Genomic DNA, 21,362 nt, shown 5'->3' on the forward strand with positions numbered 1-21,362 from the left:
GACAAATTAACTGTTAATTTTTTAGTTGTTGGGGTTTATCACAAAAACTACTAACAACTTTATTGAAAATGTTAGCTCTGTTAAAAACAATCCGAGAAGCGATCGCCAATTGGTGGTCAGATTTCACCCTCCAAACTAAGCTTCTAGCTGTTGCCACGTTAGTGGTTTCTTTGGTGATGAGTGGTCTGACCTTTTGGGCTGTAAATACAATTCAGCAAGATGCTCGTCTGAATGACACCCGATTCGGCCGCGACTTGGGGCTGCTACTTGCTGCTAATGTTACCCCTCTTATTGCGGAAAATAATCTCACTGAGGTTGCTCAATTTTCCCAAAGATTTTATAGCAGTACTTCCAGTGTGAGGTATATGCTCTACGCTGACGAAAGCGGCAAAATCTTTTTTGGCATTCCCTTTTGGGAACGAGAGGTGGAAAACTCTTTGTTGACAATCGAGCGACGCATACAATTGCCAGACGATTACCCTGGTGATGACGATAAGCCAATGGTGCGGCAACATAACACCCCAGATGGCATTGTCACCGATGTATTTGTCCCCCTCATCGTCGATAAAAAATACCTGGGTGTTTTGGCTATTGGCATCAATCCCAACCAAACCGCCGTCATTTCCACGAATTTCACCCGTGATGTCACCATTGCTGTGTTTATCACGATTTGGGTGATGGTAATTTTGGCTGGTGTCATTAATGCTTTAACTATTACCAAGCCAATTAAAGAACTGTTAGTTGGTGTGAAACAAATCGCCACTGGGAATTTCAAGCAGCGCATCGATTTACCCCTAGGCGGTGAACTCGGAGAGTTAATTCTCAGTTTCAATGATATGGCAGAGCGTCTAGAACGCTATGAAGAACAAAATATTGAAGAACTAACAGCAGAAAAAGCCAAACTAGAAACGTTAGTTTCCACGATTGCTGATGGTGCGGTGTTGATTGACAACAATATGCAGGTGATTTTAGTCAACCCCACAGCACGCCGAATTTTTTGCTGGGAAGGCAATGATGTTGTAGGTAGTAATGTTTTACATCAATTACCCCCAGCTATTCAGATGGAAATCACTCGTCCCCTTTACGAAATGGCGGCGGGAGAATGCGACAGCGCCGAGTTCCGCATTCATCTCAATCAACCAACCAAGCGCACCATTCGGATTTTGTTAACTACAGTACTCAATCTCCAACGGGAAAGTATTAAAGGGATTGCGATTACTGTACAAGATATTACGCGGGAAGTAGAACTCAACGAAGCTAAGAGCCAATTTATCAGCAACGTTTCCCATGAACTCCGCACACCGTTATTCAATATCAAATCTTTTATTGAAACGCTGCACGACTATGGCGAAGACTTGAGTATAGAACAGCGTCAGGATTTTCTTAAAACTGTCAACCATGAAACTGATCGCCTGACTCGTTTGGTTAACGATGTTTTAGACTTATCTAAGTTAGAATCTGGTCGGAGTTACAACTTTGATGGTGTAGATCTCGCCCAAGCTATTGAACAAACACTGCGAACTTATCAACTCAACGCTAAAGATAAAGGTATTGAACTAATTCAAGAAGTTGCTCCTAATTTACCGCTGGTTCTGGGTAATTATGATTTATTACTCCAAGTCTTAGCTAATTTAGTCGGAAATGCCTTGAAATTTACCAAAGCAGGGGGGAAAGTAGCTATTCGCACCTATCAATTAGATCCCAAACCCCACGCTCCCAATCAATCTCCGTGTGTGCGCGTAGAAGTATCTGATACTGGTATTGGTATCGGCTCAGAAGACCAACAGGCAATTTTTGACCGCTTCTTCCGCGTGGAAAACCGAGTTCATACTTTAGAAGGGACTGGTTTGGGTTTATCAATTGTCAGAAATATTGTGGAAAGACATGGGAGTAAAGTTCACTTGGTAAGTGAAATTGGCATCGGGACAACTTTCTGGTTTGACTTAGCTTTATGTGATTAACAGTTATATTTCAGTTCAGTCGTTAGGATGTTAGTATCAACTGCCACCATACCAGTATTCCTCTATACCCTGACGAATTGCTTCATCCATTTCCGATAAGGATTTTGGTGCGCCTTGATATTTTAAGCAACCTGCAACATCATCCAAGGTAGTCGCTGTAAAAAGTTGTTTGGGTTTGAGAAGAATGCCATCACCCATTTTAATTGCTATTAATTCCTGACCGACTTCCCAACCATAAGCTTTTAGTAATTCTTCAGGAATTATTACTTGTCCTTCATTTAATATTTTTGTCAAGTCCATATATTGCAGAAAGTGAATGACTATACTAATTTTGGATGAATATATGTTGACAAGCTAGGGCGATCGCTATTTTTTGGAGGATGAATAAAGTCCTATCCCACAGAAAAGACGACGCGAAAACCGCAAATCCTTAAACCGCCGTCTGATTCATTCCAACTGCGGCTGGCGCTGCGACACAGTTCTGCACCAAAGTTCCAGGAACCACCGCGCAAGACGCGGCGGTTACTATCACCGCCATCTTCCCAAACTCGTCCATCTGAGGGTGCGCCTTGGTAATTGTTGTGCCAAGGGTCAGCGCACCATTCCCAAACTAACCCGTGCATATCGTACAATCCAAAGGCGTTGGCGACTTGAAAATTTCCCACATCGGTGGTTTCTTTGCGATACCTGGTTTTTCCTTCCATCAAATAGGTATCGCTATCGCTGTAGTTGACTAGTTCTGTAGTGATTTTTTCGCCAAAATGAAAGGATGTGGTGGTTCCGGCGCGACAAGCATATTCCCATTCGGCTTCACTGGGGAGGCGATATTCCCTTCCGGTTTGTTGGGAGAGTCTGACACAAAATTCTACAGCTTCGTGCCAAGAAACGTTTTCTACTGGGCGATTAAGTCCTTTAAATTTAGAAGGATAGGGATTTAAGGTTTGTTTGACTTTGGGTAAGGCGGTGACAGCACGCCACTGTGCTTGGGTTATAGGATATTTACCCATAAAAAAGGGTGCGATCGCTACTCGATGTTGGGGACGTTCATCTGCATCGCCTTCAAAGGTGGGTGAACCCATTAAATAAGTACCGCCGGGAATCGCTACCATTGCTAAGGTTACGCCTTTGCTCAATTCTTCCACAAAGAACTCGGCGGTGGTGCGATCGCGGCTAACTTCTCTACCGCCTGTATCTACTGTAACTACTGCAAATTCACAGGTTTCTAAGGGCGGTAAGGGTTTAATTATTTTTGGTTCTGTTGGTAATTTTAGTAATGTCAGTTGAGTTATTTGTGGTTCAATAATAACTGTTTTAGCCGATTTCAAATCATTCAAAACTTCTGTGGCTGATTGATACCGATCGCTTGCTAAATGTTGCAGTAATTTATCTAAAATTTTTCTTAAGTCTTCGCTAATATAAATACCTTGTGCATCTAAATATTCCTGCCATAACCACTGACCGTTCATGGCATCATAAATGGGGTCTTTAATTTGTCCGTAAGCATCTTGGATGGGTAAACATTGCGTTAGTAACCGCACACAAGTGACCCCCAAAGCATATAAATCACTCGCCGGACAAGCAAAACCCGCCATCTGCTCACTGGGAGCATAACCCATTGTATAAATTACTGTAGCTTGTCTAGCTATGCTAGTTTGGGTTACTTGTTTTGCACCACCAAAGTCAATTAATACTAATTTGCCATCGCTATCACGCCGGATAATGTTCTCTGGTTTGATATCTCGATGAACAAAGTTGCAAGCATGAATAAATTCTAATACTGGTAATAAATCAGTTAATATTTTGCGAATTTTCTCTTCGTTAAAAGATTGCTCTTGAACTTCTTCTAAGAGGGTTCTACCTTGGATAAATTCTTGAACTAAATATAAACTCGAACCTTGGGCAAAGTAAGCTAATAATCTGGGAATTTGGCTATGATTTTCTCCGAGTTCATACAGTCGAAATGCCTCTTCTTTGAAGAATTCCGCGGCTTTAGTACGTTGTCCGGTTCCTTGAATTTGCGGAAAGAATTGTTTAATGACGCAAGGTGCATCTAGTCTATCTGCATCTTCGGCTGCGTAAGTTTTGCTAAATCCGCCTTCGCCTAATAGTTTTAATACGCGGTAACGGTTTCTTAGCAGTTTGCCAAAACTGCTGTGTCCGCAACTTATGCAAAATCTATTGCCGTCAGCATTAAAGGGATTTGAACAATTGGGATTTTGGCAGATTTGCATAACGAGGAGGAGGTAGCAACTTGTCCAAAGTTAGCCCCAATATTATCGAATTGAAAACCGATTTCTAGACAAATAAATATCAACTAAATTTCATCTGCATATATACCAGCATGAAAACATACAGATGAGCGTAATTTATTTGTCCCTGTGTGTTGGGTACTGTTTAATTTTGAGAATGAATGATAGCACTAATTTCCATTCCACCAGGAATCATAAGATAGGTATCTTGCCATTGTCAAGGGTATTTGATGATGGATGTAAGTACTAATTAACGCTGAATAGATTTTGTTATAATTGAGCTATTGTGAATTATTTATACAGTTGAATTTATATCCATTTTTTTACATCACCGACTTATTTAATAAGTCGGTGATGTAGTTATACATTAACTATTTTCTCTCTCCTAAAATCCGCATAAATTCAGCTATAAAAGCAACAATTGCTGATACTGTAATTAGCAACATACTGAGAGCATTGATATCAGGCTTCACACCTGTTCTAATCCGACTAAAAATCTCCATTGGCAAGGTGTTGTAACCGCTACCAGCGGTAAAACTAGCAATGAGAAAATCATCTAAACTGAGAACAAAAGCCAGCAGACAACCAGCTACAATTCCTGGCATTAATTGTGGTAGTAATACTTTAATAAATGCTTGTACTGGTGTAGCGCCTAAATCTAGTGCAGCTTCTTCTAAGTGGGGATCTAAGTTATTAAGTCTTGAACCCACTACTAGCCCTACATAGGCTAAACAAAATACGATGTGCGCCGCGACAATTGTCCATAAACTCAAAGGAACAGCAAAGGCGGCGAGAAATACCAAAGTGGCAACGGCGATCGCAATATCAGGAATAATTAAGGGTAAGTAAGCTACACCCCGATACAAACTCTTACCTGGAAATGTATACCGCGCTAATCCCACCGCCATTAAGGTTCCCAACACGGCGGAAATTCCCACGGCACAAAAGGCAACTATCAAACTATTGTTCAAAGCAGATAAAATGCGATCGTCACTGAAGAGTTTGCTATACCAATCGAGGGTAAATCCTTGCCAAGTTGCACTGTAAGGAGACTGGTTAAAACTATAAAATCCTAATACAAGTATAGGTAAATACATAAAAATATACATAATTACTGACAAAACCGCTTGCCATGCGACATGCGGTTTTTTTTGTGTAGGCGAAATATTCATCTTGAGAATTTAGTGATTTTCTATATTTTCCTAGTGTATCTAATTTAACTCAAAAGTCAAAAAATCAGCTGATAAAGACGATGCCTTTGATACCCAAACCAAAGAGACTAAATCAATGCACTCTGTTTACCTCTTGAGGATAGTCAAATTTATCTACAAAGATAGACAAATTCTTTAGCAGTTAAAGTCTAATATTTTGATGCACTTATTTAGAAAATTACTTTTTAAACTGAGTTGATAGTGCTAGGAAAAAGTGCTGAGTTACTACTCTAGTGAGTTATTTCCACTCAAAATTCATCGCTATTGAAAAACAAACACTATTAATTCAAAATTTATCTTTTAGGAGGTTTGTAATGAGAATAGCTCAAGTTGCCCCACTGTGGGAGAGAGTACCACCTCCAGCTTATGGGGGTATTGAGTTAGTTGTGGGGTTACTGACCGATGAATTAGTGCGACGCGGACATGAAGTTACTTTATTCGCATCGGGTGATTCTATTAGTTTAGCCAAGCTAGAATCAGTACATCCTCGTGCTTTACGACTCGATAAGGATATCAAGGAATATAACATTTATGAAATGTTGCAGTTAGCCTCTGTATATGAACGGGCAGATGAATTTGATATTATCCACTCTCACATGGGCTGTGCAGCATTGCCTTATGCAAATCTTGTGAGTACCCCGACAGTTCATACTTTACACGGTATTTTTACCCCTGATAATCAAAAGATGTTTCAATATGCGAAACGTCAACCTTTTATCAGCATTTCTCATACCCAACGGGAAAATTCCCTAGGTTTGAATTATACAGCCACAGTTTACAATGGTATAGATGTAAGTAGTTACAAGTTTCATCCTGAACCGGAAGAACAGCCTTATTTAGCATTTTTAGGTCGAATATCTCCAGAGAAGGGAACACATTTAGCAATAGCAATTGCTAAACAATCTGGTTGGCGTTTAAAAATGGCTGGTAAGGTAGATGTTGTTGATGTAGATTACTTTGAACGAGAAATTAAACCTTTAATTGATGGCGAACAAATTGAGTATTTAGGTGAAGCGAATCATCAACAAAAAAATGCTCTTATGGGTGGTGCAGTAGCTACTTTATTTCCCATTACTTGGCGAGAACCCTTTGGTTTGGTGATGGTGGAATCAATGGCAGCAGGTACGCCAGTAATTGCGATGAAATTAGGTTCGACATCTGAGGTAATTGCCGACGGAAAATCCGGTTTTATCTGTAATAATGTGGCGGAATGTGTGAGTGCCATTAACAAAGTCGCAGACTTAGACAGGTATACTTGCCGTCAGTATGTCGAAAACAATTTTAGCTTTCAGCGGATGACTGATGGTTATGAAGAAGTTTATCGCCAAATTTTGCAAAATAAATTTGCCAAAAATGGTCATGTTCGCAGTACTGTGACTTCAGGAATTGCCAGAAGATAAATCGATGCTTTTGTAGGGGTGCGAGATATAAAAAAATCGCATCCTCTTGTTTGAGAATGCGTTGCCCATACCTGTCTATTTTTAAATTAAATAGCCTATTATCTGGCTTGTTTAATTAAAACAACTTGACAATCTTCACCACCGTATTTCTGACAGGTTTCTACAGCATATTTTTTGGCAAGAGATTGGTTAGTACCCCAGCCTGTACCATAACTACCATCAGAACCCACAGCTAAAGCTCCCCAAGCATTTTTAAACCATAATGGTGTTGTACAATCTCCAGCCGCACTTTCACGGCGACATTTATTTAAAGATGCGTTGATTGCTGCTTGCTTTGTTTTAGCAATTCCTGTTGAATAAACTTTAGTAGAAGGAGAATAAGAAATGGCTCCAAATACATTGTTAGCAGCACCAGCTTGAGCAGTCTGGGTAATTGCAGGTAATATTGAGATAACTGCGATCGCTGTCAATAAGCTTTTTTTAAAACCTACTTTTAACATATTTATTTCCTAATAATATTAGGTGGTGACTACAGCACATGTTGGTGTGTTGCAACTATTATTTGCTACGTTAATTAATTTCAGGATTCGCGTTTATACGCATCTTTTTATGAAGATATACTTCATGAAAAATTCCCCACTTCTTAAAGAAGTGGGGAATTTTTTTATTTATCAAAAAGGGTAAAGATTTTCAGTCTTGAACTTTACAAAACATTACATGCTTTACTTGAATTTCTAGAGTTGGGCGCGAATTGTTTCAATTCTTTTGCGGTTAACACCTAAATCACTTTGACCTAAACGAGAAGCTGAACGCACTTGAATTACATTCGCATTCCGGTCTAGATAAAACTCTACATCGTCAACAAATCCCATCAAAGCACTTTTAAATTCTGCATATAAATAGTCCTGAGTTTCAGCAATAATTGTGGTTCTAGGCAAGGACTGAATAATGTTTTTGAGATTGGCGATCGCTTGTTCTGGACTAGTATTAAAAGTTAGCGGTGCGATTTGGTGAACTGCATCTGTACTTTGGCTAGATACACAATTAGGCGAATTGGGGCAAGCTGCTAATTTGCCATTATTTACACCCAAGTTATTGGGACGTTTACCTGCAAATATCATAGTTTTGTTGGCTGAGAGGGAAGTACCTGTTACATACTTAATTTACACACATCAGAAATACTTGCTGATTCATAGTGGTAATGTGTTAGCCCCAAGACGATACAAGGGTGATGCGATCGCTCTATGATCCGGTAAGTACTGTCTAGACAGCAACAAATTATGTCGCCAACAATCTCAATTAACGATAGTCAGCGCTTACAACTCAAACCTCTAGAAATCCCTTCCAAGTTACTGTTAGGGCCAGGCCCCTCCAATGCCCATCCTACAGTTCTCCAGGCAATGAATACCTCTCCTCTAGGGCATCTTGACCCAGATTTCTTAGGGCTGATGGATGAAATTCAGTCGTTACTGCGTTACGTTTGGCAAACCGAAAATCCCTTAACTATCGCTGTCAGCGGTACGGGTTCTGCTGCAATGGAAGCAACTATCGCCAATTCGGTAGAACCCGGTGATGTGGTTTTAATCGGTGTGGCGGGATACTTTGGTAATCGCCTTGTTGATATGGCTGGGCGATATGGTGCTGATGTGCGTAGCATTACCAAACCTTGGGGGCAAGTTTTCTCTTTAGAAGAACTCCGCACCGCAATGGAAACCCATCGCCCAACCATTTTGGCTTTGGTTCACGCTGAAACTTCTACAGGTGCGCGTCAACCATTGGAAGGTGTTGGTGAATTGTGTCGAGAATTTGGCACGTTGTTATTAGTGGATACTGTAACTAGCCTTGGTGGCGTACCAATATTTTTAGATGAGTGGGGAGTAGATTTAGCCTATAGCTGTAGTCAAAAAGGCTTGGGTTGTCCACCTGGGGCTTCACCTTTTACCATGAGTCCCCGTGCTTGGGAGAAATTGCAGCGCCGTAGCACAAAGGTGGCAAACTGGTATTTAGATATGACTTTACTCAGTAAGTATTGGGGTAGTGAACGCGTTTATCATCATACAGCCCCAATCAACTTGTATTATGCTCTGCGGGAAGCCCTGCGCTTAGTTGCCGAGGAAGGATTAGCTAATTGCTGGCAACGTCATCAAAAGAATGTGGAATATTTCTGGGACAGGCTAGAAGACGTAGGACTGAGTTTGCACGTTGAACGGGAATATCGTTTGCCGACTCTCACTACAGTCCGCATTCCTGAAGGGGTGGATGGTAAAGCGATCGCACGACAGCTGTTAACAGAACACGGAATTGAAGTTGGCGGTGGACTAGGAGAACTGGCTGGTAAAGTGTGGCGTGTTGGGTTGATGGGCTTTAATAGCCGTAAAGAAAATGTTGACCGACTGATAGAAGCACTGGGGGAAGTGTTGCCTAAATAGTTTGCATCTGGAGGAGGGATGAGGGACAATGATTTTTCACTATTCCCTAATTCCCAACTCCTCATTCCCTATACTCATACAGATCTAATATTGGTGCGTTAATAAGGATGTAACGCACCTCAATAATAATGGTGAGCGCACCCTTAATCCTTCAAATTTGAACTTAAATAACAAATCGACACTTTAAGCTACAACTTCTTCGCGTTGACAATCAAATACAACCATAAAAGAAGCATCTGGCATCATTTGACGTAGGCGCTGCATATAACCATCGGCATCGGAACGACTGCGAAAGCGAGCGACAATTTCTCTTTGGGCATCTGGCTGTAAACGGGCAATTGCCCAAGAATTGAGGCGTTCTTTATAGGCGATCGCCTGATTTTCGGTTTGATTAGCTTTGTATTCCGTATTTTGTGGCATGATTTAAATTATCCGTGTGTAATTTTCAGTGAAGGCGTTACTGACTTCTCTTGGCGGGGATGCACTAACGCCTTTTTTCAAGCTGCTGCCACCTTGTTATTCGATTATTTTTGGATTGTCAAGATTTCGCGGAGCGTTTTACAATAACTTATCTTGTAAATTTAACTGGCGATCGGTCTAAAACCCTTCATTAGCAACTAAAGAAGGCAAAAACAAATCCAAAATTTAAATTATTAACAAGTGTGGCATCTCCACTCAGCTTACTTACTTCTACATGCACATTTAATACCAACCGGAAAAAAATATTCAGGTCTCAATATATACTTTTTAAGTATTATGTGTAAAAAAATACTAGTAACTAAACATTTTTTATCCAGAAAATAATATTAATTTTTATAAATTATTTTTAAATAAATTTTGCTGAAAATAAAGTCCTAAAAATTGTTTGATTTTTATTATATTATTGACCAATACTTACCAATTCGTTAAAATTTCTGCGAATTATACTTTTGGATAAAGCAAATGCCATTAGTAACATCCATAATTCAAAAAATTGCTCCGCAAATAGGTGCAATAGTTGTCGTAGATCCTGAATATGCTTTTGTCGGGCATATTACATTTAAAAATGGCAATAAAGCTTGTTTTAGTCATAGTAAATTAAATATTAACGGTTTTGGTTCTGCCGAAATAGCTAAAGATAAAGCATATTCTAATTTTTTTCTCAACCACTTTGGATATAAAGTTACTGAAGGGCAAACTTTTTTTAGCAAGAAATTATGTGAAAAAATAGGAAGTGAGAGAAATATTGATGCCGGATTTGATTACGCTAAAGAATTAGGTTTTCCGGTGATTGTGAAGCCCATTAACCTGAGCCAAGGCAGATTTGTTACTAAAGTCTACAATAAAACAGAATATTATCAAGTTGCGAAAAAAATCTTACGAATTACGCCAGGATTAATTGTCGAAAGATTTTATGTTGGCAATGATTACAGAATTGTTGTCATGGATGATGAAGTGCTGGCGGTATATCAAAGAATTCCTTTATGTGTAGTCGGTGATGGTAAGTCTACTATTTTAGAACTGACACAGCAAAAATCAAAAGATTTTACGACTAATGGTAGAAAAAACAATATAGATGTTCATGATTTCCGCATCAAGCGAAAATTAAAGCGACAAAAGCTGAAGTTAGATAGTGTCATTCCCGAAAATCAGGTTGTTTATTTGTTAGATAATGCCAATTTATCGAGTGGTGGGGATGGTGTAGATTTGACTGAAAGTATCCATCCTGATTTTCAAAAGTTAGCGATAAATGTCACTAAAGATATGGGATTAAGACTGTCAGGGTTAGACATTATTACTGAAGATATAACTATGCCAATGAATAATTATGTGATTATCGAAGTTAATGGTTCTCCTGGTTTAACTCATTATGCTGCTATTGGTGAGGCTCAAGTACAAAGAGTTGAGAATTTATATTTCAAAATTCTCAAAGCGTTGGAAAATGAGCAAATGGGTATTCAGCATAATTGAATTAAGCTTGATAAAAATTGATGGTTTTATATACCCGCATTCTTGGCGAAGTCGAGGATATCGCTATTAACAAATGATTTAATATTAAGATATTTTTGGAAAAGTATAATTGCATACTCGCCTTAGCGATTAAAGTCGCAGCTAGACTGACAAATATTGTTAAATTATTCTCTATTTTCCTAAATTCCATCTTTTGTAAGGTGCAAAGACTATTCAAAACGCACTAAGCTACTTCTGATTGAAGATGCTGTATTATAAAATATTCAGATGGATTTTAGCCAAACGCTGACTAATAAAAGTGATGCGATTGTTGAGCAATGGGTAAAAGCAGTTTATCAAGATGAAGAAATTGAGGCCACGAAGGAACTAACTTTTAAAGCTGTACGTAATAGTTTACCTCGTGTTTTAAAAGCTTTAGCAGCAGTACTTTCGGAGTCAGAAAAGAGTGATTTACAAACAGTAGTTGATGCAAGTTTAGAACATGGCTTGCTACGTGCTGAACAAGGATTTGAACCAGCAGAAATTGCACGAGAGTATCGTTTACTGCGGTTTGTAATTTTTGCTTTTCTAGAAGAAGATTTATTAAAAGCATCTCCTGTGGAACTTTTACGGGCTGTGCGTCTGATTGATACGGTAATTGATGAAGCGATCGCCCGTTGCTTTAACAGCTATACTTACGGAAGGCTACAAGAGTTAGAACAACTCCAAGGTCAGTTACGCTTGACTAACCAAGAACTCACTCGCTTGGTTCGCGCTAGTCAAGATAATCTGTCGCAGTTGGCGCATGAATTAAAAACACCGTTAACTTCCATTATTGGTTACGCAGACTTGTTTCTCCGACAGCAGCGCCAAAATCCCGAACTCAAGGATTCTACTTCTAATCTCCAAAGTATTGAGCGCGTGATGAAAAGTGGGCGGCTGATTCTGCGGTTAATTAACGATACTCTGGAAATCTCTCGTTATGATGCTGGCAGAATGATCTTACAGCCAACTGTGGCTGATGTGCGTGAGTTGATCAACTCTGTTGTCGAAATAATTGAACCCCTAGCACTGAATAAAGAATTATCTTTAATTATTGATTGCGATCGCGCTCCCAATCAAGTTACTACAGATCCGCTGCGAGTTCAGCAAATTCTCACTAATTTACTGAGTAACGCCATTCGCTATACAGACTCTGGAACGGTGCGTTTGCAATGTTATCAAGAATCTGAACAAAATTGGGCTATATCTATTACTGATACTGGATTAGGCATTGCCTCGGATGCTCAAACAAAAATTTTCCAGCCTTATTTTCGTGCAGTCAATCAACAACCGCAAGATTCTCACGGGACAGGTTTAGGATTAGCGATCGTGTCTCGTCTAGTTCAATTATTGCATGGTGAAATCAAGGTAGTTTCACAATTAGGAAAAGGCTCTACATTTACGGTAATTTTGCCGTTATAGAAAACAGGTTATTTAAGTTTGATACAAATAGACCGCAGGGGAGCCAGCGCGTTGGGCGGGTTTCCCGACTTGTAGCGACTGGCGTGGGCAGAGGGAAAGAATGAAAAACCTATAAATTTGTATCATTTTCTGCGTGAAATGGTATTACAGGAAAGACGCGAGTTATCGCGTCTCTAATATTAGTTAACTGCTACTTTCACAGCTTCTAAGGTGGCAATTAACCTAACATCAAACTCTGCTTCAAACACGCCTTTTTTATAATCTAAACTCCACATTTCTAGGGAGCAATCATCGTCAGAATGAGAGGGGAAAATTGATAGATAAACTTCTTGTACATCAGGATAATACTTAAACTTAACCTGAGATATTGCGCCAATTTGTCGTCTATCTAGGGCGACTGCCAATCGTAAAATTGCACTTAATTGACAGACGATTTGTCGATGATTTTTACTCAACAAATTGCGGAAATTTTCGTGTTTTTTCTTGGGTGGAGATTTGCGATGATAACGGGCTAAGTTGGCAATGATTTCGATTTCGGTTTCGGTATAGCCTAGTAATTCGCCGTTGCGAATTAAATAGTAGGAGTGTTTATGATGAGCAGAATGGCTGATATGATGACCGCAATTGTGTAAGATTGCTGCTGCCCATAAAAGTTGACGTTCATCATCTCCCCAGTTGTGGAGAATGCCTTGAGTCTGGTCAAATAAACTCAGAGCAAAGACAGCTACGCGATCGCTGTGTTCAATATTAATTTGGTATTTGCTTAACTGCTTCAGCACACTCCGCTGGCGGATGGAACTTTGGTAACGTAAGCGGTCTTCGATTAAACCGTGAGTCAGCATCCAATCAACAATTACGCCTTCGCGCAGCGCCCGCCCGCACAGTGTGACTGAATCTACACCCAATAAGGTCATGGCTTCTTGCAGGACGATCGCACCTGCTAAAATCACTTCTGAACGCTTTTCTGGCATACCTGGGATGGCTGTTCTTTCGACATTGGTCATTTTTGCCAAGCGATTCACCCAGCCCTGTAAGTCCTGGAGACTCAATTGATAACCATTGAGAGTAGAAGGCATCATCGCCAATTTTTCCCTAGCATCAATTAAGGCGAGAGTTTCAATTGTGCCGGATGTGCCGACTAACCGGGGAAATTCGCCAAACTGAATATTTGCTAACACATCTTCTACAGAACGTTCTAACATCCCCCTTACATACGCTTGCAGATATTGAAACTCTATATTGCTAATGGGGTCGGTGGAGATGAACTCTCCAGTGAGTCGCACTGCACCCACTTTTGTACTGGTAAGTGTGCGCGGTTCTTCGCTGTCTCCCAAAATAATTTCTGTAGAACCACCGCCAATATCGATAATGATGTGGGGCTGGTTGTTAAATTCCATCCCCGACAGCACTCCTAAATAGATGCGGCGTGCTTCTTCTTGATCAGAAATTAAGTCAACGCTTAAACCTAATTCGCTATCTATTCGGTGGAGAAAATCTTTGCCATTGGGGGCTTCTCGCACTGCACTGGTAGCTACAGCAATGATGGTTTCAGCATTAAAAGTTTTGGCAACTGCTTGGAAGCGTTTTAAAGTGGCGATCGCCCTATCCATGACTTCTGGTTTTAAATCGCCAGTAACTAAATCGCGATCGCCCAGTCTCACAGTTTCTTTTTCTCTGGTAAAAATGCTAAAAGCTGGTAGGGTTGGGTCAATTTTTACCACTACCATGTGCAGAGAATTGGTTCCCAAATCAATGGCAGCAATAATCCGGTGTTGCTGAACTGGTGGAGTTTTGACACTCTCCCAGCCAGCGGAAACTAAATTTAGCATCTAGTTTTCTCTCTCTATTTAGGAAGGACGATAGAAGATGGCGTGTTGAGATGGTAGACCCTGAAACGAATGAAACTCTTGCTGGGGCTGGGTGTAGGGGTTGATTTATCAGTATTATTTACTTGTTAATTTTTTCCCTTACACCCCTATTTTTTCACAATGAATATGTGTCCATCGTTGCAAATTTAGGTTGTGTTTTTACAAATAACAAATAAAGTTATTCTATAGATGTGAAGAAGTGTTAACTTATCAAAATTTAGTAATTTTGTTTGATTTGTATGTTGATTACGCCAGAACCTAAGCAAGAACCTGTGTGGCTTGTAATTATCCGGCTTTTACGCTGGCATAAACCGGAAGGGCGGTTAATTTTGATGATTCCGGGCTTGTGGGCTGTGGTTTTGGCTGCGGCTGGACAACCGCCTTTACCTTTGGTGGGGGTGATTGTGTTGGGTACTCTCGCCACAAGTGCAGCTGGGTGTGTGGTCAATGATTTGTGGGATAAAGATATTGACCCAGAAGTTGAGAGGACACGCGATCGCCCTTTAGCTTCCCGCGCTTTATCAATTAAAGTTGGCATTGCCGTGGCGATGATTGCCCTGGGATGTGCCGCCATATTGGCATTTTATCTTAATCCTCTGAGCTTTTGGCTATCAGTCGCCGCCGTCCCCGTAATTATACTGTACCCAGGGGCAAAGCGTGTGTTTCCTGTACCGCAGTTGGTACTATCCATCGCTTGGGGTTTTGCGGTGTTGATTAGCTGGAGTGCTGTGACTGGAAGTATTTCCCTACCAACTTGGTTATTGTGGGGTGCAACTGTACTCTGGACATTGGGCTTTGATACTGTATATGCTATGAGCGATCGCGAAGATGACCGACGCATAGGTATTAATTCTAGCGCTTTGTTTTTTGGCAATTATGCCCCAGATGCCATTGGCATTTTCTTTGCTGGCACAATCTTATTATTAGGCTGGCTGGGGATGGTGATTCACCTTCACCTAGCTTTTTGGATGACTTTAGGACTAGCTACTATTGGCTGGGTTTGGCAGTATTGGCGCTTGAAACACCAAGATTTACCTAATCCAGCTTACGCTGAAATGTTTCGGCAGAATGTGTGGATTGGCTTTATTTTACTGGCGGGGATGATTGTTGGCTGGATTTAAGAGATCCCCGACTTTCTGAAGAAGTCGGGGATATGAATATATTTACGATAATTTTATAAAACTCCCGTATTTTCCCTGATTCCACAAAGATTTCATCAATATTATTAGTAGTAGCTCCGCAATCTTACGAATATAGTTTATTTATTGGGTATATGCAGATAAAGTTTAGCAGTACCCAACGCAATGCAGCGATCGCACCTTGCTAAAGCCGCCATGATAGTTTTCCTTTCTCTGGGGAGTTTAGGAATTGTTGGCGGTAGTTTCTTAATCAGAAAAGCGTTTAGTAGTACTACTGATGCGAAAATCATTACTAATACATCGCGCTACAGTGAAATCCGCAATCAACTTTGGGCAAGTCCAGCAGAAATTCAGCATTTTCCCCGCGAAATTTCAGCGAACACAAAGGATGTGCGAATTGCTTACTCTCCTGGTGTAGCCCAAGCCAGTAGTTTCTTGCAAGTCAGAGAAAAACAATCCCCCGCACAAATTCAAACATTACTGGCACAATACAGAAAACTTGCCAAACGTCAATATCAAGGCGGGGATACCAACGTCCACGCCAACCTTCCTAATGGTATTCCCACCACCTTTTTCTACACTGGTGATACAGGAGGGGAATCTTTTCCGCCTTCCTATGAAATCTTAGTCTTGAATGCGAAGGATAGAGGTACTCCGGGATTTAAATGGAATCATGGTGATAGCTACGGTGTAGCCATTGATAGTACAGCCGCAGAAATTGTTTATTGGGCGGAAAAATGGTAAAGCTGGTATGGGTTTAAGTTGGAGATTTTCTCCTTAAGACTATCATTAGTCATTTGTCCCTTGTCCTTGTCAATCCAAATGACCAATGACAAATGACTAATGACAAAGAAAGCAATACAAGCAACTCTGTATATCCTATTTAAGAAGACACAGCTTTCAGATAGGAGAAATCAGTATATTCCCCATTAACTACTTGATTACGCCCTAAATTTTTCGCATTCAACAGGCATTGATCAGCACGATGGAGTAAGCTATAACCCTTATCATCATCGTTAGCTTGGAGAGTAGCAACACCTAAGCTAATTGTAATCGGAATAGTCAGTTCTTGATCAATGGCAAATGGTTGTTCTGCAACTATGCGATTTAAGCGTTCTGCGACTATCATCGCTTCTTCACTATTGGTGTTGCTTAGAACCACGACAAATTCTTCACCACCATAACGGAATGGCGTATCTTTAGCTCGGAGGTTGTGTCGCAGTCTGTAAGCTAATAATTGTAATAGACGATCGCCCACTAAATGCCCATAAGTATCATTGACTTTTTTGAAATAGTCTATATCTAAAATAATCAAACTCAAAGGAGTAGCTTGAGTGCGAGCTTTTTTTACTTGTCGAGGTAAATCCCATTCCATTGCGCGACGATTACTAATTTCTGTTAATGAATCGGCTAAAGCGATCGCAGATAATAAATCATTTGTCCGCATCAGTTCACGGTATTTTTGAGCTTTCCGTAAACCCACACTTAATTGAGCGAGTATTACCTGATGATGGGCTGCTACGCTGACAGTATTCTTGTCGATTATTTCATGAGTTAGCTGCCAAATATAAGCATCAGCACCTTGTCTGAGTGCAGTAGCCGTCATTTCCCATTCCCAACACAAATCCTGCTCACTTTTAGCAGCTAACTGATAAGAACGATCCTCGAAAAGGATGCAATACAACCAAGAGAGTTGGGGTTGGTTTTTTAACCAACCGCACAGTTCTATACTTCCATCCAAACTTGCTTGTACAAATATGACATCAGGCGGCTCAATTTCAAGTTGAGAAATTGCCTCCTGGAAATCAGTAATAACTGCTAATCTAAAAGCGGTTGCATCCAGGATCTGATCGGGAAGTTGAGCAACAAATTCATCACTTCCAAAGACCAGAATTGAAATATTCATTTTTTTTATATCTGCCTTATTTCAAGCTAAAAATTCCTACTATTTTTTTAAAACAGTGAATCTTTCAGTATTTTTATGATTGATAGATTTCACTATGTTTGATAGTCATAACCTTAAATTAACTATATTCTAAAAATTTTAATATCATCTTAATGTATGACCCTAAATGCAACCTGGTAACTCTCTAGTCCTGATAATTACTGTCTGTCTTGAACCTTTTTTTTCAAACAGTGAAAATACGGAAATTATATTGAGCTTTAATAAAACAACTGTAGTTTATAGGTGTGATTCATCGGCAATTATATACACAATAAAATAACCTATTTTTATTTGTGTTGCTTGATTTTATTAGACCACGCTAAATGTTTAAAAAAAAATAAAATTTGCCTTTATTCCGTAAAAACCGAGATGCTAACTAAATATAAAGAATGTTATGTAAGGTTTTAACAGCAAGGGTTTAGCACGGAGAAAACCTAGTGACACATATTTATGTCCTAGGTTTTATTAAGTTAATTTCACCTCTTTAATAAGTGAATTTACGAGAGGCAAAATATTCAGATATAGAACGAGCTAATTTAAAAACTTCGTAAAAATTTTATGAAGTAATCAATAACCTTCAATGTTGTACCCAGAAGCAACTATTACCTGTTTAATCGACTCTTCAGAAGCTGCGGATTCTACGGTGACAGTTTTGTCTTGAACATTCACATCAACCTGAGCATCAGGTTCCATCACATGAATAGATTCGGTAATTTTTTCAGCACACTTGTCACAAGTAATGTTGGGAACTTTTAGTTTTAGTGCCATGACATACCTCTTTTGATGAATTTTAATATTTGCTTTACAAATCAATGTTATTCCTGCATCGGCATCGCACACATCTGGCTAGAGTGAGGTAGTAACATTACTTATATAGGCGTAGGCGATCGCTGCAAAAATAGCTCTCTAAGTAAAAATTACTAGCAGCAAACCGAAACAAAATGCAAAAATAGAGGCTAGAGGGAGAAATTTTTTCTCCTGCGGCATACTTTATCAAAAGAAAGGGTGAAGGAGGAAGTACGAGAAAATCAACGGTAACTTCATACTTCACACCTGATACTTAATAACTTTATACTTCAGTTTACCCATGTCTTCTAATCCCCAATTCATCAGCGGTAACGAAATTCGCACCTTATTTCTTGACTTCTACGCTCAACGGAAACACCAAATTCTCCCTAGTGCTTCCCTCGTACCGGAAGATCCAACCGTGCTGCTGACGATCGCGGGGATGTTACCATTTAAGCCCATATTCCTGGGACAGCGCACACCTGAATTTAAAAGAGCCACCACATCCCAAAAGTGTATTCGTACCAACGATATTGAAAACGTCGGACGTACCAAACGCCACCACACATTTTTTGAGATGTTGGGTAACTTCAGCTTTGGTGATTATTTTAAAGAACAAGCGATCGCTTGGGGTTGGGAAATCTCCACACAAGTATTTGGCTTTTCTCCCGAAAACCTTGTCGTCAGCGTCTTTGAAGAAGACGACGAAGCATATAATATCTGGCGTGACAAAATTGGTGTAACCGCAGCCAGAATAAAACGGATGGGTGCAGATGATAACTTTTGGGCTTCTGGCCCCACTGGACCCTGCGGCCCTTGTTCGGAAATTTATTACGACTTTCACCCGGAACGCGGTGACGACAATATTGACTTAGAAGATGATACCCGGTTTATCGAGTTTTATAACTTGGTATTTATGCAGTACAACCGGGATGCGTCCGGTAATTTAACACCACTGCAAAATAAGAATATAGATACCGGTATGGGTTTGGAGAGAATGGCACAAATTCTCCAAAAAGTGCCGAATAACTATGAAACAGATTTAATTTTCCCAATTATTAAAACGGCAGCGCAAATTGCTGGCATTGACTATCATACAAGCGATGAGAAAACAAAGGTTTCGTTAAAAGTCATTGGTGATCATGTGCGTGCTGTGGTTCACATGATTGCTGATGAAATTCGCGCCTCGAATGTGGGACGGGGTTATGTGTTGCGTCGCTTAATTCGGCGGGTGGTACGTCACGGGCGATTACTAGGGATTTCTGGGAATTTTATCAACCAAGTTGCAGAAACTGCGATCGCTCTTTCAGAATCAGCTTACCCCAATGTGCGGCAACGGGAAGCAGCTATCAAAGCAGAATTGGAACGGGAAGAATCGAATTTTCTCAAAACTCTGGATAGAGGTGAGAAACTTCTGGAAGAAATTATCCAACAAGTGAAGCAGCAAGGACAAACCGAAATTAGCGGAGAAAGTGCTTTCACCCTTTACGATACCTACGGTTTTCCTTTAGAACTTACTCAAGAAATCGCGGAAGAAAACAACCTCACCGTTGACGAAACCGGATTTAATACCGAAATGCAAAAGCAAGTGGAACGTGCGAAAGCCGCCCACGAAACCATCGATTTAACTGTACAAGGTTCCCTGGACAAACTTGCAGAACACATCCACGCCACGGAATTTTTAGGTTATACCCAAGCTGCGGCGACGGCGAAAGTGGAAGTATTACTAGTCAATGGTGTCGCCGAAGAAGCAGCCGAAGCCGGAACAGAAGTACAAATCGTCCTCAACCAAACCCCATTTTATGCCGAATCTGGGGGACAAATAGGCGATCGCGGTTATATCTCTGGCGATGGTATTGTAGTGCGCGTGGAAGATGTGAAGAAAGAATCTGATTTCTTCGTTCACTTCGGACGCATCGAACGCGGAACTCTGCGTGTAGGCGATACAGTTACCGCCCAAATTGATGCTGCTTGTCGTCGTCGCGCCCAAGCAAACCACACCGCCACCCACTTATTGCAAGCGGCGTTAAAGAAAATCGTCGATGAGGGAATCTCCCAAGCTGGTTCGCTGGTTTCCTTCGACAGATTGCGCTTTGACTTCAACTGTCCCCGCGCTTTGACAAGTGAGGAAGTCCAACAAGTTGAAGAACAAGTGAATACTTGGATTTCTGAGGCGCACTCCGCAAAAATCGAAGTGTTACCCTTAGCTGAGGCAAAAGCTAGAGGTGCTGTGGCGATGTTTGGGGAAAAATACGGAGAAGAAGTCCGCGTCATCGATTTTCCTAGCGTGTCGATGGAATTGTGCGGAGGTACGCACGTAAGTAATACTGCGGAGATTGGCGTATTCAAGATTATTTCTGAGGCTGGTGTAGCTTCTGGAGTACGGCGGATTGAAGCAGTTTCCGGCCCGGCGATACTAGATTACCTAAATGTCCGGGATAAAGTAGTCAAAGATTTAAGCGATCGCTTTAAAGTTAAACCCGAAGAACTACCAGACAGAATCACAACTCTGCAAAGCGAACTAAGAAACGCTGAAAAGCAACTAGAAACGCTAAAAGGACAACTAGCGATCGCTAAATCTGACAGCTTGCTAGAAACAGCGCAAACAGTAAGCGACCATAAAATTATTGTTGCCCAACTCGAAGGCGTTGACCCCGAATCATTAAAAACTGCGGCGGAACGCTTACTGCAAAAAATCGGTAACGGTGCTGTAGTACTCGGTTCTGTTCCCGAAGCTGGCAAAGTAAGCATAGTTGCAGCCTTTAGTCCAGAGGTGAACAAGAAAGGTTTACAAGCTGGAAAATTTGTCGGTGCGATCGCTAAAATCTGCGGCGGTGGCGGCGGCGGTAGACCAAACCTCGCCCAAGCCGGCGGCCGCGATGACAGTAAATTACCACAGGCTTTGGAACAAGCACAGAGTGACCTCAAGTCTGCCTTGGGTTAACTTCTGTTAGGGTAGGCAAGATGCCTGCCCTACTATC

The 21,362-nt window shown here is 40.7% G+C and carries 17 protein-coding genes; 8 read left to right on the forward strand and 9 right to left on the reverse strand.

The window, feature by feature from the left end; genetic code table 11:
* The first annotated feature begins 68 nt into the window (after positions 1-68).
* A complete protein-coding gene (gene nblS / locus AC504W_RS16735; protein WP_494873409.1) occupies positions 69-1,961 on the forward strand; it encodes a two-component system sensor histidine kinase NblS in 1,893 nt (630 codons plus the stop codon).
* Between the two features lie 36 nt (positions 1,962-1,997).
* On the opposite strand, the gene AC504W_RS16740 is transcribed toward nblS, so the two are convergent.
* The 3 genes from AC504W_RS16740 to AC504W_RS16750 all read right to left on the reverse strand — a co-directional run bounded on the left by AC504W_RS16740 (position 1,998) and on the right by AC504W_RS16750 (position 5,382).
* Positions 1,998-2,261, reverse strand: a complete 264-nt coding sequence (locus tag AC504W_RS16740; RefSeq protein ID WP_494873410.1) for an AbrB/MazE/SpoVT family DNA-binding domain-containing protein — start codon at positions 2,259-2,261, stop codon at positions 1,998-2,000.
* 92 nt (positions 2,262-2,353) lie between these two features.
* Positions 2,354-4,192, reverse strand: a complete 1,839-nt coding sequence (locus tag AC504W_RS16745; RefSeq protein ID WP_494873411.1) for a bifunctional serine/threonine-protein kinase/formylglycine-generating enzyme family protein — start codon at positions 4,190-4,192, stop codon at positions 2,354-2,356.
* Between the two features lie 389 nt (positions 4,193-4,581).
* The gene (locus AC504W_RS16750) at positions 4,582-5,382 is read right to left on the reverse strand and encodes an ABC transporter permease (protein ID WP_494873412.1); all 801 of its coding nucleotides are present in this window, start codon (positions 5,380-5,382) and stop codon (positions 4,582-4,584) included.
* A gap of 353 nt (positions 5,383-5,735) precedes the next feature.
* On the opposite strand from AC504W_RS16750, the gene AC504W_RS16755 reads away from it, so the two are divergent.
* On the forward strand, positions 5,736-6,821 hold the full coding sequence (locus AC504W_RS16755) for a glycosyltransferase family 4 protein (protein ID WP_494873413.1): 1,086 nt from the start codon (positions 5,736-5,738) through the stop codon (positions 6,819-6,821).
* A 98-nt stretch (positions 6,822-6,919) separates the two neighbouring features.
* Here AC504W_RS16755 and AC504W_RS16760 read toward each other — a convergent pair whose 3' ends face one another.
* Entirely contained in the window at positions 6,920-7,321 is a 402-nt protein-coding gene (locus tag AC504W_RS16760; protein ID WP_096578212.1) for a DUF4189 domain-containing protein, read from the reverse strand.
* A gap of 234 nt (positions 7,322-7,555) precedes the next feature.
* A complete protein-coding gene (locus AC504W_RS16765; RefSeq protein WP_494873414.1) occupies positions 7,556-7,942 on the reverse strand; it encodes a DUF1499 domain-containing protein in 387 nt (128 codons plus the stop codon).
* Between the two features lie 159 nt (positions 7,943-8,101).
* Between AC504W_RS16765 and AC504W_RS16770 the strand changes: the two genes are divergently transcribed.
* Positions 8,102-9,250, forward strand: a complete 1,149-nt coding sequence (locus tag AC504W_RS16770) for an alanine--glyoxylate aminotransferase family protein (RefSeq protein ID WP_494879353.1) — start codon at positions 8,102-8,104, stop codon at positions 9,248-9,250.
* Between the two features lie 183 nt (positions 9,251-9,433).
* On the opposite strand, the gene AC504W_RS16775 is transcribed toward AC504W_RS16770, so the two are convergent.
* Positions 9,434-9,670, reverse strand: coding sequence for a hypothetical protein (locus AC504W_RS16775; RefSeq protein ID WP_096578216.1), 237 nt, complete (start codon positions 9,668-9,670; stop codon positions 9,434-9,436).
* A 522-nt stretch (positions 9,671-10,192) separates the two neighbouring features.
* On the opposite strand from AC504W_RS16775, the gene AC504W_RS16780 reads away from it, so the two are divergent.
* A complete protein-coding gene (locus tag AC504W_RS16780; RefSeq protein ID WP_494873416.1) occupies positions 10,193-11,200 on the forward strand; it encodes a cyanophycin synthetase in 1,008 nt (335 codons plus the stop codon).
* Between the two features lie 267 nt (positions 11,201-11,467).
* Positions 11,468-12,643 (forward strand): sensor histidine kinase, encoded by a 1,176-nt coding sequence (locus AC504W_RS16785; protein WP_494873417.1) that lies wholly within the window; start codon positions 11,468-11,470, stop codon positions 12,641-12,643.
* 179 nt (positions 12,644-12,822) lie between these two features.
* On the opposite strand, the gene AC504W_RS16790 is transcribed toward AC504W_RS16785, so the two are convergent.
* A complete protein-coding gene (locus AC504W_RS16790) occupies positions 12,823-14,472 on the reverse strand; it encodes a Ppx/GppA phosphatase family protein (RefSeq protein WP_494879355.1) in 1,650 nt (549 codons plus the stop codon).
* Between the two features lie 278 nt (positions 14,473-14,750).
* On the opposite strand from AC504W_RS16790, the gene AC504W_RS16795 reads away from it, so the two are divergent.
* Both AC504W_RS16795 and AC504W_RS16800 read left to right on the forward strand, forming a co-directional pair.
* Entirely contained in the window at positions 14,751-15,632 is an 882-nt protein-coding gene (locus AC504W_RS16795) for a 4-hydroxybenzoate solanesyltransferase (RefSeq protein ID WP_494873419.1), read from the forward strand.
* Positions 15,633-15,815: 183 nt separating this feature from the next.
* Positions 15,816-16,394, forward strand: a complete 579-nt coding sequence (locus AC504W_RS16800) for a hypothetical protein (RefSeq protein ID WP_494873420.1) — start codon at positions 15,816-15,818, stop codon at positions 16,392-16,394.
* 139 nt (positions 16,395-16,533) lie between these two features.
* Here the strand turns inward: AC504W_RS16800 and AC504W_RS16805 are convergent, their stop codons facing one another.
* Together AC504W_RS16805 and AC504W_RS16810 are read right to left on the reverse strand one after the other, a co-directional pair.
* On the reverse strand, positions 16,534-17,556 hold the full coding sequence (locus AC504W_RS16805) for a diguanylate cyclase (protein WP_494873421.1): 1,023 nt from the start codon (positions 17,554-17,556) through the stop codon (positions 16,534-16,536).
* A gap of 606 nt (positions 17,557-18,162) precedes the next feature.
* Entirely contained in the window at positions 18,163-18,363 is a 201-nt protein-coding gene (locus AC504W_RS16810) for a heavy-metal-associated domain-containing protein (protein WP_096585009.1), read from the reverse strand.
* Between the two features lie 319 nt (positions 18,364-18,682).
* On the opposite strand from AC504W_RS16810, the gene alaS reads away from it, so the two are divergent.
* Positions 18,683-21,325: an alanine--tRNA ligase gene (gene alaS, locus AC504W_RS16815; protein WP_494873422.1), complete on the forward strand. Its 2,643-nt coding sequence runs from the start codon at positions 18,683-18,685 to the stop codon at positions 21,323-21,325.
* Positions 21,326-21,362 lie beyond the last annotated feature (37 nt).

The sequence above is a fragment of the Nostoc sp. C96 genome (assembly GCF_059384975.1).